The sequence below is a fragment of the Rhodococcus sp. OK611 genome (genome assembly GCF_003050885.1).
Taxonomy (GTDB): Bacteria; Actinomycetota; Actinomycetes; order Mycobacteriales; family Mycobacteriaceae; genus Rhodococcus_G; species Rhodococcus_G oryzae.
In genome coordinates this window covers 33,146-48,746 of sequence record NZ_QAOZ01000010.1, presented here as the reverse complement: position 1 = coordinate 48,746, position 15,601 = coordinate 33,146, and the positions used below count along the sequence as shown (strand labels likewise).

Genomic DNA, 15,601 nt, shown 5'->3' with positions numbered 1-15,601 from the left:
CTGTGAGTCCTTGTGGCCCCTATACGGACCAAAAGGACTCACAGGCGCGGAGTGCCTCAGGGCATGGGGAACTGGGCGTCCGGGTCGCCGTCGAAGTCGACCGAGGAGTACTCGCGCAGCTTCGACAGGCGGTGGTAGGCGTCGATCATCCGGACGGTGCCGGACTTGCTGCGCATCACGATCGACTGGGTGTGCGCGCCGCCGCCGCTGTAGCGGACGCCGCGCAGCAGGTCACCGTCGGTGACACCGGTGGCGGTGAAGAAGACGTTCTCGCCGGAGACCAGGTCCTCGGTGAGCAGCACCCGATCCAGGTCGTGGCCCGCGTCGATGGCCTTCTGGCGCTCGGCGTCGTCGGTCGGGGCGAGCCGGCCCTGCAGCGCGCCGCCCATGCAGCGCATGGCGGCGGCGGCGATGATGCCCTCGGGGGTGCCGCCGATGCCGATCAGCATGTCGGTGCCGGAGTCGGGGCGGGCCGCGGCGATGGCGCCTGCGACGTCGCCGTCGGAGATCAGCCGGATCCGGGCGCCGGTCGTGCGGACGTCGGCGATCAGCTGGGCGTGCCGGGGCCGGTCCAGGATGCAGACGGTGACGTCGGAGACCGAGGACTTGCGGACCTTCGCGATGCGCTTGATGTTCTCCGCGACCGGGGCCGTGATGTCGATGACATCGGCGGCGTCGGGGCCGACGGCGATCTTCTCCATGTAGAACACGGCGGACGGGTCGAACATCGCGCCCCGCTCGGCGACCGCGAGGACGGAGATCGCGTTCGGCATGCCCTTGGACATCAGCGTGGTGCCGTCGACGGGGTCGACCGCGAAGTCGCAGTCCGGGCCGTCGCCGTTGCCGACCTCTTCGCCGTTGTAGAGCATGGGCGCCTCGTCCTTCTCGCCCTCGCCGATGACCACGACGCCGCGCATGGACACGCTGCTCACGAGCTGACGCATGGCGTCGACGGCGGCACCGTCACCGCCCTCCTTGTCGCCCTTGCCGACCCAGCGGCCCGCGGCCAGCGCGCCCGCCTCGGTGACGCGGACCAGCTCCATCGCCAGGTTGCGGTCCGGCGCCTCGCGGCGACTCGATGGGGTGCTGGCCGTCATGTGCGGTGCCTCCTAGTGGTCGGCGCATGCAGCGCCGCCATAGATTCCGTCGGGGAAGTCAGGGTTCGACTCGAGCGTGATTGTCTCATCACCGGTGGCCCGCGGATGAGGCTGGGCTACGGCAGCCGCTCGAGCGACCATCCCGTGCTCAGATCGCGGAGCAGGTCGGGGGCGCGGTGGACGGCTCGCTGCTGGTCGGCGAACTGACGGAACGGCTGGGTGAGCAGCGCGGCGGCCACCCCCGGTCGATCCTCGGCGAGGCGCCGATAGGCGACCGCGATGTCTCCGGCGATGTAGGACCAGCGCGGTCCGCGATCCGCCCAGTTGAAGTCGGGCAGCGGCGCCCGCAGCCGGTAGGTGGCGCCTGCGACCTCGCCGGTGACCGAGACCGGGGCGAACACCCCAGGGGCCAGCGAGCCAGGGACCGAGGGCTTCGCGGCGATGGTCGTCACATAGGTCAGTGCCCGCCCGACGCCGCCGCGCGCCGCCGACGTGGCGTCCCACTGGTCGGCGACGACCTGGTTCTGTTCCCGGTCCGCCATACGGACCATGGCATCGGCGTAGCCGGCCGGGGTGCCGGAGTAGATGCCCGCCCACGCGGCCCTGGCGTTGTCGTCGAGCAAGCCGGCCGCGTCGAGTTCGTCGACGGCGGCCCGCCCGCCCGCGAGGTACGCCTCGTGCATCGGGACCATGTCGAAGAAGATGTGCTTCTGCATGATCAGCAGGCGCTTCTGGTACCAGTCCAGATCCTGCGCCGTCACGGTCGGGCCGACGGTCGTGAGCACCCGGGCGTCCGGCGGCAGCAGCGTCGTCGCCGCCTCGGGCAGCGCGCCGGTGGCCGCGGCCACCGCGCCGGCGAGGCCGCGGACGGCGTCGACACCGAGCGCCATGCGGCCCATGTCGAGGTCCCAGAAGCCGCCGGTGAAGGACGCGCCCGCCATCCCCGCCATCCCGGCCCAGTACAGCTCGGCGCGGGCGCGTTGGTACCGGCCGTAGTTCTCGTACACCCGGTCCACCAGCGTGGCGTTGGCGGCGAGGCCGGTGTTCGGGTCCCAGGTGGCCAGGTCGATGCCCGCCGACCGGGCGCCGCGGGCGAGCCAGTACTGGTGCAGCAGTGCGGAATAGCGGCCGGCAGGCACGCCTGCCGCCCGGGCTTCGCCGAGCGCGTCGCCGAGGACGGCGGGGTCGGTCGGCAGCAGGGGGTCCAGCCCGCCCGCCTGCTCCGCCTTCGCGTTGGCAGGCGCGATGTCGAGCAGGGCGGCGTAGCCGGCGGGCTGGGCGACTGCCGCTGCAGGCGCGGCCGTGGTGACCGCGGCGAGGCCGAGCGCGAGGAGCACCCCGCGGATCGCGGCGGTGCGAATGGCAGGCGGGCGGATGCAGATCCTCGAGCGCATGCCGGACATCTAACAACATATATTTGATTTCCGGTGGGCGATTACGTCCGCCGGTGGGAACCGCCGGACCTCGGCTGACGCGCGGCTGGGATACTAGCTGCGTGGCCGAGAAGAAACCCCGGATTCTGCAGAACAACAAAGACATGATGTGGTCGATCATCCCGTTGGTCCTGTTGTGCCTGATCGTCGCCGGGGTCGCGAGTCGCTGCTCGTTCAGCCCGGGCGGTCCCACCTCCGGGCCGGTGCCGCAGTTCGACGTCGACGCGTCGCTCAAGTACGACGCCGGTGTGCTCGGGTTCCCGGTCCGCGACCCCGCCGTGCCCGAGGACTGGCAGCCGAACTCCGGCAGCCGCGGAGTGGTGGGCGGTGACAGTGGCGGCGACGTGACCACCGTCGGCTACATCACCCCGAAGGGCCGCTACCTGCAGCTGAGTCAGAGCGCGGCGACCGAGGAGGCGCTGGTGCCCTGGGTCGCAGGCGACCTGCGCAGCCCTACGGGTGTCGCCCCGGTCGCGGGTGATCGGTGGGTGGAGTACGCCGAGGAGGGCAGCGAGCCGATCTGGGTGACCGATCTCGGCGATGTCCGGGTCCTCATCAAGGGCAGCGGCACGACCGAGGAGTTCACCGAGCTCGCCACGGCCATCGACGCGGCCCAGCCGCTGACGCCCTGATCAGGGCCCTCCGTCCGGTCCGCTAGACGGCCGAACCGTCGAGCGTGCAGAAGCTGTGGCAGACCCGGTCGCGGACGATCACGTCCGGGCACTCCGGGTCGAACCATCGGTCGATGTACGCCCAGTGCACGGGGTGCGCGAGGTAGGGGCCCATCAGTCCCTGCAGGTCCGTGAACTCCTGTTCCCACACGTGCGTCCACGGCGACGCTCCCTCCGCCCGTGACACCCGGCTGAGCTGCCAGGCGCGGATCGCGGGGACATGGCGGGGCATCCGGAGCAGTTCGGCCTCGAACCGCTCCACCACGGTGTCCGCCGCGCCGGGATCGACACGCAACAGCAGCGTCCGGTAGACCCCGCCCTCGGCGCCGACGCCGAGCTGTCCGCGGGGCTCGCCGCGGTATTCGACGCCGTCGACGTGGTCGACGGCCGCGGGATCGAGGAGCGCATCGACGGCGGGTTCGGCCGCGCGCCACCGATCCTCGGCGTCGAACTGGAGATGCGCGAGCAAGTCGCCGCCGTTGCGGACACCGGGCAGCGTCGGCTGGATCAGCGCGCGGTGCGCGCCCGCCTTGATCACGGTGTGGCGCAGGTCGTCGGCCAGCCGGGCCCGGACGTCGTCATCGACGTCGGGGCGGTGGTGAATGAGCTTGGTGATCTTAAACATCGGTCAACCCGTCCACGTCCTGTGCGGCGGAGGCCATCGTGCGGGTGCGCTCGAGCACCAGCTCGTCCATCCGCTTCCACCACTGCCCGAGTCCGGGGTCCGGGCGTCCCTGCCACGTCATCCGCCACCAGCCCTCCGCGCCGTCGAGCGTCCAGGTGACGGTGATCGTGTTCGACTCGTCGTCGAACCAGATCGGCGGACTCACCAACACGTGCTCGAGGGTCATGCCCCGCCCGCGGGCTCCGGGGGCGTACTCGGCCAGGTATGCGTCGACGAATTCTCGTGCGCGCCCCGGCCTGGTGACCACCCGGTCGATGACGTACACCTTTTCGCCTGCCATGCGCCGAGGCTAGGGAGTCGCCGGTGACGTGGGCAGCGGGCGCTCCCGCTCATCGGGAGTTCGTTCAGCGCACGACCGGTACCAGCACCGGGTTGTCGGGGAACAGTGCCCACACTCTTCGCACGATTCGACAGGTTTCGCGCATCGACGCCGCAGACTGTGAGAGGAATCCGGAAGTGTCAATTTCCTCGGAGGCGACATGGACCTGATCTTCACCAACGGAATCGTTGTCACGATGGATGAGGCTCTGCCCGTTGCGGAAGCGCTCGCGGTGCGCGATGGGCGGATCTCGGCGGTGGGGACGGCGGACGAGATCCTCGCGCTGCGGACCGCCGACACGGAGGTGGTCGATCTCGGCGGACGGGCGGTGCTTCCGGGTTTCGTGGAGGCACACGGCCACCCCACCATGGACATGACCCGCTACGCGGAGACCGTCGTCGACATCCGTCCCGTCATCGTTCCGGACGCGGACGCGGTGATCGCCCTCATGCGCGACACCCTGGCGGACACACCCGCGACGGTGCCGCTCGTCTTCAGCGGACTCGACCCGTTGCTCCAATCGGGGTTCCCAGAACCGACCGGGCCCTGGCTCGACGAACTCGCCGGGGAGCGGCCGGTTCTGGTGATGCACAACTCGGGTCACCTCGCGTGGGCGAACACGGCGGCGCTGCGGCTGTCGGGTCTGCCCGAGGATGCGCCGGATCCGACCGGCGCGCATTTCGAGCGTGACGCCGACGGGAAACTGACCGGCAAGGCGTACGAGGTCCCGGCGATCTTCGCCCTCGCGGGCCCCATGCAGAGCCGGGACGTCGACCCGGCGGCACTGTGGCGTGCCGAGTTGCAGGGGCTGGCCGCGCGTGGCATCACCACGATCGCGGACCTCGCGTTCTCACCGCACCAACTGCCGCTGATGCGCGCCCACTACGCGGGCGATCACCCCCTCGTCCGGCTGCGGACGTACGAGATGTCCACCGCCGAAATGCGTTCCGAGTCTTCCCCGGACGACGGTGACGACATGTTCCGGCAGATCGGTATCAAGCTGTGGGTCGACGGGTCGCCATGGGTGGGAAACATCGACACCTCGTTCCCGTACCTCAACACCGACGCCACGCTCAACGTGATCGGCCTCGGACACGACCACCGTGGCCAGGCGAACTACACGGGCGAACAGCTCGCAGCGATCGTCGGCGCGTACTTCCCGCTGGGGTGGCAGATGGCCTGCCACGTCCTCGGCGACCGCGGCGTGGACACGATCCTCGACGTGTACGAGGCCGCGCTGACCGAGCATCCCCGAGCCGACCACCGGTTGCGCCTGGAACACTGCGGGGCGATGACCGCGGCCCAGTTTCGGCGGGCCGCCCGGCTGGGCGTGACCTGCAGCCTGCTCATCGACCACCTCTACTACTGGGGCGATGTGCTCGTCGACGGGCTGTTCGGCGACGAGATCGGCTCGCACTGGATGCGCGCGCGATCCGCCCTCGACGCGGGCATCCGGGTCTCCCTGCACAACGATTCGCCGGTCACGCCGGTCGAGCCGCTGCGCAACATCTCCGTCGCTGTGACCAGGACCAGCCGCACCGGACGGGTCCTCGCGCCGGAGGAGCGCATCACCGTCGAGGAGGCACTGCGCGCCCAGACGCTCTGGCCCGCGCACCAACTCTTCGCCGACGAGATCATCGGGACGCTGGCCCCCGGTAAATATGCCGATCTGGTCGTGCTGTCCGCCGACCCCCGCGCCGTGGAACCCGCCGCGATAGCCGATCTCACGGTGGAGGCGACCTACCTTGCCGGCCGCGCGACCTACTCGGCGGGCGGCTGAGGCCTGCTCCGCGCTAGCGCGGGTCGCCCTCGTCGTCGGCGTGCGAGAGCGCCTTCTCGACCCGGGCCCGCGCCCCCGCGAGGTGCTCCTCGCAGCGCTTGGCCAGCGCCTCGCCGCGCTCCCACAGCGCGAGGGAGTGGTCGAGGTCGAGGCCGCCCTGCTCGAGCATCTTGACCACGTCGGCCAGCTCGTCGCGCGCGGCCTCGTAGCCGAGCTCCGATACCGGTTGGCTCACTGTGCTTCTCCTGACTTGTCCTTGCCCATGACGGCGGCGATGACCGCGCCGTCGGCGACCCGAACCCGCAACTGGGTGCCGGGTGGGGCGTCTTCCACCGAGCGCAGCACCTCCGGATCGGACCCGGGCACCACCTTCTGCACCACCGAGTACCCGCGGGCCAGCGTCGCCGCAGGCCCGAGGGTGGTCAGCCGGGCCGCGAGGTGCTCGACGACGGTGGCCTGACCGGCGACCAGCCGGTTGACGTCGCGCCTGCCCGCCTCGCGCAGCCGCGCGATCTCCTCGGCCCGCCGCTCGACGGCGGCGAGCGGGTCGGCGAGCACCGGTCTGCTGCGCAGGTCGGCCAGCGACCGCGCCTCGCGTGCCACCCAGTTCCGCAGTGCGGCCGCGCCGCGCGCCCGGAATTCGGCGACAAGCGCCTGCTCGGCGACCGCGTCGGGGACCACCCGCTTGGCGGCGTCGGTCGGCGTCGCGGCGCGCACGTCCGCGACGTGATCACAGAGCGGGTTGTCCGGTTCGTGGCCGATCGCGCTGACCACCGGGGTGGTGCACGCGGCGATCGCGCGGCACAGGGTCTCGTCGGAGAACGGCAGCAGGTCCTCGACGCTGCCGCCACCGCGCGCAAGGACGATCACCTCCACCGCCGGGTTCGAGTCCAGCTCGGCCAGCGCCGCGACGATCTGGGCGGTTGCCGTCGGACCCTGTACCGCGGTGTTGCGGATCTCGAACTGAACAGCGGGCCAACGCTTTCCGGCGACGCTGAGCACATCACGCTCGGCGGCACTGGCCCGCCCGGTGATCAGGCCGACGGTGTGCGGGAGAAACGGCAGCGGCCGCTTGAGCCGAGGATCGAACAGACCCTCGGCCGCGAGCAGCGCGCGCAGCCGCTCGATCCGGGCGAGCAGCTCGCCGATCCCGACGGCCCGGATCTCGGTGACGCGCAGGGACACCGTGCCGCGCCCCGTGTAGAAGGACAGCTTGCCGAACATCACGACCCGGCTGCCCTCGGTCAGCGGAACCGGGGAGTCGCGGATCAGCGCGGGGGAGCAGGTCACCGACAGCGACATGTCCACGGAGGCGTCGCGCAGCACCAGGAACGCGGTGCGGGTGCCGGGACGGACGTTGATCTGGGTGATCTGGCCCTCGACCCAGATGCTGCCGAGGCGATCGATCCACTGCGAGACCTTGGTCGCGACGGATCGGACCGGCCACGGGTGCTCGGGCGAGTTCGAGGTCGGCGCGCCCGTCTGGCTCGGCTGGACGGAGCTCACTTTGCCTTGGCGCTGGTGATCCGGTTACCGAGCATGGTCTGGAACGGGGCGCGGGCGCGGGCGGCGTTCTCGTAGGCCAGCAGGGCATCGAGCTCCTCGACCGACAACGTCCGCAGCCGCGCCCGGAGCTGGGCGAGCGTCAGGTTGTCGTAGTCGAGGTACTCGGCGATCTCGGGCCGCGTCGCTGCCGGCTTTGCCTTCGTCGACGCGGGCGTGCCGTTGGCGGACTTGTTCGCGGCCGCCTTCTCGGGTGCGGCGCTCGCGGGCGTCGCCGCGGGTGCGTCCGGCTCGGACTCCGGCTGCATCGAGTACAGCGCGAACCGGCCCTGGTTCGTGGGCTTGGCCGCGGCCCCGTCGCCGCCCGACGGCGCGGGCGCGGTGTCCTCGTCGAAGACCGCCCACTCCGGCTGTTCCTCGTCCTGATGGAAGAGCATCGAGAACGCCTGATCGCCCTTGATCGCCAGCGCCGTCATCGACTGCTGGACGCGCATGGTCGTCTGCAGCATGTGGCTGATGGTGGTCATGGGGAGCGCGACCGCGGTGTTCGGCAGCTTCTGCACCTCTTCGACAACCGTGACGGCGATCCCGGCAGCGACCCGCGCAGCGAAAGGGGGACGAATCATGGCCCTAAGACTGCCTGACGAATGCCCCTTTTGGTAGCTGGGCGCGCGGTGTGCCTGATCGGGCGCCCCGTCGAGGCTGCCCGTACCCTGGTGTCATGTCTTCCGCAGTCCCCCTGAACCTGGGCATCGCCCGTTCCAGCGCCCCTGCTCCGGGCGGCTCCGGCAAGCGCGTCCTGCTCGCCGAACCACGCGGATACTGCGCGGGTGTCGACCGCGCGGTCGAGACGGTCGAGCGGGCCCTCGAGAAGCACGGCGCACCGATCTACGTGCGCAAGGAGATCGTGCACAACCGGCACGTGGTCGAGACGCTGTCGGACCGCGGCGTCGTCTTCGTCGACGAGACCGACGAGGTGCCGGAGGGCTCGCTGCTGGTGTTCTCCGCCCACGGGGTGTCGCCTGCCGTGCACGAGTCCGCGGCCGAGCGCAACCTCAAGACCATCGACGCGACCTGCCCGCTGGTGACGAAGGTGCACCAGGAGGCCAAGCGGTTCGCGCGGGACGACTACGACATCCTGCTGATCGGGCACGAGGGCCACGAGGAGGTCGAGGGCACCGCGGGCGAGGCCCCGGACCACGTCCAGTTGGTGGATGGACCCGAGTCGGTCGACGCCGTCTCCGTGCGCGACGAGACGAAGGTGATCTGGCTGTCGCAGACCACGCTCAGCGTCGACGAGACGATGGCGACGGTGGCCCGGCTCCGCGAGAAGTTCCCGCTGCTGCAGGACCCGCCGAGCGACGACATCTGCTACGCCACCCAGAACCGGCAGGTCGCGGTGAAGGCGATGGCCCCGGAGTGCGATCTGGTGATCGTGGTCGGGTCGCGGAACTCGTCGAACTCGGTGCGGCTGGTCGAGGTGGCCCTCGGCGCGGGCGCGCGGGCGAGCTACCTGGTCGACTACGCGCGCGAGATCGACACCGCGTGGCTCGACGGCGTCACCACGGTCGGTCTCACCTCGGGGGCCTCGGTGCCGGAGATCCTGGTCAGCGGCGTGATCGAGCTTCTCGCCGAGCACGGATTCCACGATGTGCAGCCGGTGACCACCGCGAACGAGACGCTCGTCTTCTCGCTGCCGCGCGAGCTGCGCAAGCCGAGCAACACCGGTTCCTAGCGCGGGCGGTGACGCCCCGGTCCCGGCCCACATGGAGCCGGTCCGCGGGCGTCAGTACCTGCCGCGCGGCTGATCGTGAGCCGAGTCCTCGCGGTCCCGGTATCGGACCTGCGGGATCGGGTGCACGGGCGTGTACGGGTCGGCGGCGCCGCGAGGGGGCTGCACCCGGGCGGTCGCGGTGGTCGGCGCGCGTTCCGGCCTGCGGCCGGAGTTCCCCTGCGCAGGCGGAGGGGGGACCGGACGACGCTGGACCTGGGTCGGCGCCGGGTCCCGGTACACCGCGCGTCCGGGCTGGGTCTGCGGAGCCCCGTGCGGGCGTTGCGCCGGTGCGGTGCGCTGGGCCGCCGTGCGCGGCTGATCGGTTCGTCGTGCCGCCTGCTGCGGCCGGGTCGCGGGGCGATCGGTGCCGCGGGCGGCGCCTGCCTCCGCGGACCTGCTCTTCGCGCGGGCAGGGGGGCGGACCGCCTGCTGGCCGAGGTAGAGCCGGACCCCGCCGATGATGAGCACGGCGAGGGTGGTGGTCAACATCAGTGGAAAGCGATTGACCAACGGGATCGCCACGTTGAACATCAGATCCTTGAGCCCGCCCTTGGATCCCGTGGTCAGGAACTGGTAGGCCAGCGGCACGGCCGCGAACAGGATCAGCGGCGGCTGGACCATCGCGGCGAACAGGCCGCGGCTGCGAACCGCGAGGACCGCGCCGACACAGCCAAGAAAGTAGAAGACGGAGAACGCGGACGTCAGTTCGTTGCCACGGACCGCGTCAATGGCGAATCCAACGAAGGTCGTCGCCACCGCGATGAGAACGGCTGCCGCTGCGGGCACGCCGGGCACAGTGGGGAGAACAGACCGCATCTCGAGCGGCACCCCAGAGCGAGCACGTTGGGTTGCAGACACCCTTAGACACTAGCCGTTCACGATCCGATCGCCTCGTTGGCGCGACCGTTAGTGGGCAAGTTCTCGCCGAGGCCGACGGCCCTCGGCCACGAGTCGATCCGCCCGATCTCGGCGACCTCACCGTCCCCGACCTCCAGTTCGTGGAGCTTGCGGGCGGTCACGATGACCCGCGATTCCATGGATGCGGCCGTCAGATTGAACGAGTCGACGGCCTTGCCCAGTTGGGATCCGAGCCGGTCCAGGTGGCTGCCGACCACCCCGAGCCGGGTGTACAGCTCGCGGCCCAGGCGGTGAATGGTCGCGGCCTCACGGGAGAGCGTCTCCTGCCGCCAGGTGTGCGCGATGGTGCGCAGCAGTGCGACAAGGGTGGTCGGGGTGGCCAGGATCACGTTCTTCGCGAAGGCGTGCTCGAGCAACTCGGCGTCGGCGGTGAGCGCGGCGTCCAGGAACGGGTCGCCGGGGACGAACAGCACCACGAACTCCGGGCTCGGATCGAACGAGGCCCAGTAGGCCTTGGCGGAGAGCTGGTCGACGTGTGTGCGCAGCTGTCGGGCGTGCCGGGTGAGGTGACCGTCCCTGATGCGGGGATCCTCTTCCTGTGCCGCGTCCAGGTACGCGGCGAGGGGAACCTTGGCGTCGACCACGATCTGCTTGCCGCCTGCCAGCCGGACCAGCAGGTCCGGTCGGACGCCCTCGCCACTGACCTGGGTGTCGAAGTCGCAGTGTTTGACCATTCCCGCCAGCTCGACCACCCGCTCGAGCTGGATCTCACCCCAACGGCCACGGATCTGCGGGGCGCGCAGCGCGGTGACGAGCTGGCCGGTCTGGGTGGTGAGCAGCTGGGAGGCGCGATGCATGCCCGCGACCTGTTCGGACAGCCCCGCGTACGCGTGCACCCGGCTGCGTTCGACCTGCTGGACCTGGTTTGCGAGCGCGTCGACCGCGTCGTGCAGTGGGCCGACCAGGTGGGAGACCTGTTCGCCGACAGCGCCCGACGTGCGCCGAGCCGAGTCCTCGTTCACCGCGGCGAGGGACTGTCGCAGCGTCCTCTCGTTCTCGCGCAGCGCCGCGAGCTGGGCCTCGGCCCGCGCCGCGTGCTGGCCGGACCGGGAGGCGTGCCAGAGCCAGCCGACGGCGATGCCGAGGCCGAGCGCGACGAGCAGTCCGAAGGCGGTGACGGGGTCCATGGGGCAGATGGTGCACGAGGGCACCGACACGCTCCGCCCTGGAGTGACCTCGGGCGCCCCTCGTGCCCGTGCTCGGCGCGCGTCATCGATCGTGTCGGCGCCGTGATCTACGGTCGGCGCATGCGAATCCTGCACACCTCCGATTGGCACATCGGGCGCACCTTCCACGGCGTGGACCTGCTCGCCGATCAGGCGAGCGCGCTCGAGGCCATCGCGGCCCTTGTCGCGGAGAACGAGGTGGACGTGGTCGTCGTCCCCGGCGACGTGTATGACCGCGCGATCCCCAGCGCGGATGCGGTGACGGTGTGCAACAACGGTTTCGAGGCCATCCGTGCGGCGGGAGCGGTGATCGTCGCCACCTCCGGCAATCACGACTCCCCGGCGCGGCTCGGCGCGGGCTCGGCGTTCTCGGCCGCTGGCGGACTGCACCTGATGACGCGGGTCTCCGAGGTGGACCGTCCGGTGCTGCTCGAGGACGAGCACGGCGAGGTCGCCTTCTACGGCCTGCCGTACCTCGAGCCCGAGACCACGCGGGCGGAGCTCGGCGTGCCGACTGCGCGCTCGCACGCCGAGATCCTGGATGCGGCGATGGCGCGCGTCCGTGCGGATCTCGGGGGCCGCGCCGTCGACGGCAGCCGGCCGCGTGCGGTCCTGCTCGCGCACGCCTTCGTGGTCGGGGCCGAGGCGACCGGCTCTGAACGATCCATCTCAGTCGGCGGGGTCGAGACGGTCTCGGCCTCCGCGTTCGACGGCGTCGATTATGTGGCGCTCGGGCACCTGCACTCGCCGCAGACCCTCACCGATCGGGTGCGCTATTCCGGGTCGCCGCTGCCGTATTCGTTCGGCGAGCGGACCCACCGCAAGGCGGTGTGGATCGCCGATCTGGACGCCGCGGGTCTCGCGGAGGTGCGCCGCGTCGACCTGCCGGTGGTGCGCGGGCTGAGCCAGCTGACCGGCACCGTGGACGAGCTGCTCGACGACGAACGGTTCACCGCCGACGAGGACAACTACGTCTCGGCGATCCTCACCGATCCGGTCCGGCCGGAGGACCCGATGCGCACCCTGCAGACCCGGTTCCCGCACATGGTGCACCTCGAATGGCAGCGACCCGAGGGCAGCGCGAACCTGCACTACGGGGAGCGCGTTCGCGGGCGCAGCGACCTGCAGATCGCCACCAGCTTCCTCACCGATATGCGGGGCGAGCCGACGGCGAGCGAACTGCGCCTGGTCGAGCGCGCGCTGAGCGCCGCGGTCCGCGAGAACGAGCTCGGCGAACCGGCGGCCCTGGAAGAGATCGCGTGAGGCTGCACAGTCTGGAGGTCTCGGCGTTCGGGCCGTTCGGCGACACCGCGACGGTGGACTTCGACGCCCTCGGCGCGGATGGCCTGTTCCTGCTGCACGGCCAGACCGGCGCGGGCAAGACCACGATCCTCGACGCGGTGGCCTTCGCGCTGTACGGCACGGTCCCTGGTGCCCGGCAGCAGGGCAAGCGACTGCTCTCGGATCACGCCGCCGCGGGTTCGGTGCCGAAGGTGGTGCTGGAGGCGACGATCGGAGGCCGCAGGCTCCGCCTGACCCGCAGCCCCGAATACGAACGGGCAAAACTCCGTGGCACCGGTACCACCAAGGAGAACGCGAAGGCGACGCTCACCTGGCTGGACGGTCACGGTCAGAACCTGACCCGCCTCGACGAGATCGGCGAGGAGATCGGCCGGCTGCTCGGCATGAGCGCGGACCAGTTCTTCCAGGTGGTGCTGCTCCCGCAGGGGGAGTTCGCGCGATTCTTGCGCGCGGACACCGACGAGCGGGGTGACCTGCTGGAGCGGCTGTTCGACACCACCCGGTTCGGCACGGTCGAGGACTGGTTCGCCGAACGCAGGCGCGAGAGCGCGGCGACGCTGGAATCCGGACGCAAGTCCGTTGACCTGATGCTCGCTCGCGTCTCCACGGCGGCGGGCATCGAAGCGGGCGCCGACGCCGATCCACTGACATGGGCGCACAAGTTGCGGGCCGACGCGGAGGAGGCCAGGGACACCGCCACCGCGGAACTCGTCGCGGCCAGGGCGGTCGCCGCGCGGGCCACCGCCACGCTCGCCGAGGTGACCCGGATCCGGGGCCTGCAGCAGCGGGCCGCGAAGGCAGCGGCGGAGCTACGCACCCACGCCGAGGGCGCGGACGAGCGGGCAGCGCAGACCGAGGAACTCGCCAGGGCGGTGCGGGCCGCGCCGATCGCCGAGATCCGTGTCGAGGCCGCCGCGGCGGCGGAAACCGCTGCGCGGGAACTGAAGCTGATGGAGACCCTGGCCGGAGGTGTCGGCGCGGTCGACGAGGGCAGGGCGCTGCTGGAGCAGCTGTCCTGGCCCGAGGTCGCCGAGGACCGCGGCGTCATCGCCGCGACGATCCGCGGCTGGACCGACGAGGTCGCGCGGCTCGACGACCTCATCGCCGAATCGCTGGTCGCCGACGCCCTGCAGGAGACCGTGGACCGGCTCGGCGAGCGGCGCCGCGAGCTCGCCTCCGCCGCAGCGGAACTCGAGCTCCGTCGGACCGCGCTGCCCGAGCAGCTACGCGCCGCCGAGGACGATCTCGCCGCGGCGCGGCAGGCGGTCGCGGCGCTGCCCGCCCTCGACGAGGCGCGGGGCAGGGCGGCCGACGTGCAGGGCGCCGCCGTCGCCCTCGCACAGCAGCGACAGCTCCGGGCGGACGCCGCGGACCAGCTGTCGGCGGCGCGGGGCCGACACCAGGACGCGCGCGGCGAGCTGCTCGACCTTCGCGAACGCCGCCTCGCAGGCATGGCGGCCGAGCTCGCGGCCGGACTCGCCGACGGCGAACCGTGTGTGGTGTGCGGTTCGGCCGAGCACCCGAACCCGGCCGAGCCGTCGGAGACGATGGTGACCAGGTCCGACGAGGACGCCGCCCGAGTGTCGGAGCAGCGATTCGCCCAGGAGGTCGATGTCGCGACCGATCGCCTCGCGAAGATCGATCAGGCCATCGAGGTCCTGCTCGAGCGGGGCGGCGACCGCGCCCGGGATCGGCTCGCGGCAGAATTGTCGGCGGCCACCCAGGCGCACGCGGCCGCGCAGGCGTCGGCAGCGCGTGAGCAGGCGCTCTCCGATCGCCTGTCCGGGCTGCGAGCCGAACAGGAAGGCCTGCAGGAACGTTCACGCGTCGCCACGGCCGAACTCGCGACCCTCGACGAGCGGATCGCGGGGTCGGTGCATCAGCTGGAGACCATCAGCAAGCGGATCGCGGAGGCCTCGGGCGTCGACGAGAGCCCGCAGGCGCGCCGCGACCGGCTCGACGCGCTCGCGGCGGCGGTGTCGCGACTGCGAGACCTGCGCGCGCAGGTCACCGCCGCGCAGGAGAGCGCGGAGGCGTTGTCCGCGAAGGTCGCCAGGGCGGCGGCCGAGGCCGGGTTCGAGTCGGTGGACGAGGCGGCCGCGGCCACCAGGGACGAGCGTCGGGTGGCGGCGATCGAGGCCGCGCTCGAGCAGGCGCGGGATCAGCGGGTGCGGGCCGAATCGGTCCTTGCTGAGGCGGAGGTGGCCGCCGTCGCCGGGATGGACCCCGTCGACCCGTCGGTCGCCGAGTCCGAGGTCGAGGGTGCGAACGCGGTGGTGAACTCGGCGATCGCCGTCGCGTCGGAGGCCGACCGCAGGCTGGCGGACCTCGAACGGCTTGTCGCGCAGCTGGCGAAGGAGGTCGGCGCGCTGGCCCCGATGCAGGAGCGGCACGCGGAACTGGCGGGCCTGGCCGAGGTGATCGCCGGGCGGGGACAGAATGCCCGCAAGATGTCGCTGCGGTCCTATGTCCTCGCCGCCAGGCTCGAGGAGGTCGCGATCGCCGCCTCGACCAGGCTGCGCCGGATGTCCGGTGGCCGTTACGAATTCGTGCACGCGGACGGGGCAGGGCCGCGCGGCAAGCGGGGCGGGCTCGGCCTGGACATCCGCGACGACTACACCGGGGTGGTGCGCTCGGCGAAGACCCTCTCGGGCGGCGAATCATTCCTCGCATCGCTGTCGCTGGCGTTGGGTCTGGCCGACGTCGTCGCCGCGGAGTCGGGAGGCCTTGTGCTCGACACCATGTTCATCGACGAGGGATTCGGCACCCTCGACTCCGACGCGCTGGAGTCGGTGATGGGGGTCCTCGACGAGCTCCGTGCGGGCGGACGGGTGGTCGGCATCGTCAGCCATGTCGACGAGATGCGGCAGCGGATCCCGAGCCGGCTGCACGTGATCCGCGGGCGGTCCGGGTCGAGCGTGGAGGTCGTCGCGGGATAGTGCGGGCCGGGCGC

At 71.4% G+C, this 15,601-nt stretch carries 14 protein-coding genes; 5 read left to right on the top strand and 9 right to left on the bottom strand.

What is annotated here, in order from left to right; translation table 11 throughout:
• Positions 1-56 precede the first annotated feature (56 nt).
• Both glpX and C8K38_RS13890 read right to left on the bottom strand, forming a co-directional pair.
• Positions 57-1,097, bottom strand: a complete 1,041-nt coding sequence (gene glpX / locus C8K38_RS13895; protein WP_097212364.1) for a class II fructose-bisphosphatase — start codon at positions 1,095-1,097, stop codon at positions 57-59.
• Positions 1,098-1,213: 116 nt separating this feature from the next.
• Positions 1,214-2,491, bottom strand: coding sequence for a hypothetical protein (locus C8K38_RS13890; RefSeq protein WP_097212422.1), 1,278 nt, complete (start codon positions 2,489-2,491; stop codon positions 1,214-1,216).
• 101 nt (positions 2,492-2,592) lie between these two features.
• On the opposite strand from C8K38_RS13890, the gene C8K38_RS13885 reads away from it, so the two are divergent.
• Positions 2,593-3,162, top strand: coding sequence for a DUF4245 domain-containing protein (locus C8K38_RS13885; RefSeq protein WP_097212365.1), 570 nt, complete (start codon positions 2,593-2,595; stop codon positions 3,160-3,162).
• Positions 3,163-3,184: 22 nt separating this feature from the next.
• On the opposite strand, the gene C8K38_RS13880 is transcribed toward C8K38_RS13885, so the two are convergent.
• Entirely contained in the window at positions 3,185-3,826 is a 642-nt protein-coding gene (locus tag C8K38_RS13880; protein ID WP_097212366.1) for a Dabb family protein, read from the bottom strand.
• Positions 3,819-4,166 (bottom strand): hypothetical protein, encoded by a 348-nt coding sequence (locus tag C8K38_RS13875; RefSeq protein WP_097212367.1) that lies wholly within the window; start codon positions 4,164-4,166, stop codon positions 3,819-3,821. The genes C8K38_RS13880 and C8K38_RS13875 overlap by 8 nt, the downstream gene beginning before the upstream one ends.
• Before the next feature lie 199 nt (positions 4,167-4,365).
• On the opposite strand from C8K38_RS13875, the gene C8K38_RS13870 reads away from it, so the two are divergent.
• A complete protein-coding gene (locus tag C8K38_RS13870; protein WP_097212368.1) occupies positions 4,366-5,985 on the top strand; it encodes an amidohydrolase in 1,620 nt (539 codons plus the stop codon).
• 13 nt (positions 5,986-5,998) lie between these two features.
• Here C8K38_RS13870 and C8K38_RS13865 read toward each other — a convergent pair whose 3' ends face one another.
• From C8K38_RS13865 to C8K38_RS13855, 3 genes are read right to left on the bottom strand one after another with little or no spacing between them, the layout of a single operon-like run.
• Entirely contained in the window at positions 5,999-6,220 is a 222-nt protein-coding gene (locus tag C8K38_RS13865; protein ID WP_037176321.1) for an exodeoxyribonuclease VII small subunit, read from the bottom strand.
• Positions 6,217-7,491 carry an exodeoxyribonuclease VII large subunit gene (xseA, locus tag C8K38_RS13860; RefSeq protein WP_077042538.1) on the bottom strand — a complete coding sequence of 425 codons (1,275 nt, stop codon included), beginning with the start codon at positions 7,489-7,491 and terminating at the stop codon, positions 6,217-6,219. Before xseA ends, C8K38_RS13865 begins: the two co-directional genes overlap by 4 nt.
• Positions 7,488-8,114, bottom strand: coding sequence for a lipid droplet-associated protein (locus C8K38_RS13855; protein ID WP_097212369.1), 627 nt, complete (start codon positions 8,112-8,114; stop codon positions 7,488-7,490). Before C8K38_RS13855 ends, xseA begins: the two co-directional genes overlap by 4 nt.
• A gap of 95 nt (positions 8,115-8,209) precedes the next feature.
• Between C8K38_RS13855 and C8K38_RS13850 the strand changes: the two genes are divergently transcribed.
• Complete coding sequence (locus C8K38_RS13850) at positions 8,210-9,223, top strand: 4-hydroxy-3-methylbut-2-enyl diphosphate reductase (RefSeq protein ID WP_097212370.1); 1,014 nt, start codon at positions 8,210-8,212, stop codon at positions 9,221-9,223.
• A gap of 51 nt (positions 9,224-9,274) precedes the next feature.
• Here the strand turns inward: C8K38_RS13850 and C8K38_RS13845 are convergent, their stop codons facing one another.
• Together C8K38_RS13845 and C8K38_RS13840 are read right to left on the bottom strand one after the other, a co-directional pair.
• Positions 9,275-10,048, bottom strand: a complete 774-nt coding sequence (locus C8K38_RS13845) for a DUF6542 domain-containing protein (RefSeq protein ID WP_257017524.1) — start codon at positions 10,046-10,048, stop codon at positions 9,275-9,277.
• 89 nt (positions 10,049-10,137) lie between these two features.
• A complete protein-coding gene (locus C8K38_RS13840; RefSeq protein WP_097212372.1) occupies positions 10,138-11,307 on the bottom strand; it encodes a DNA recombination protein RmuC in 1,170 nt (389 codons plus the stop codon).
• 120 nt (positions 11,308-11,427) lie between these two features.
• Here C8K38_RS13840 and C8K38_RS13835 point away from each other — a divergent pair, with 120 nt between their 5' ends.
• Complete coding sequence (locus C8K38_RS13835; protein WP_097212423.1) at positions 11,428-12,609, top strand: exonuclease SbcCD subunit D; 1,182 nt, start codon at positions 11,428-11,430, stop codon at positions 12,607-12,609.
• Complete coding sequence (locus tag C8K38_RS13830) at positions 12,606-15,587, top strand: AAA family ATPase (protein WP_097212373.1); 2,982 nt, start codon at positions 12,606-12,608, stop codon at positions 15,585-15,587. The genes C8K38_RS13835 and C8K38_RS13830 overlap by 4 nt, the downstream gene beginning before the upstream one ends.
• The last annotated feature ends 14 nt before the right edge of the window (positions 15,588-15,601 follow it).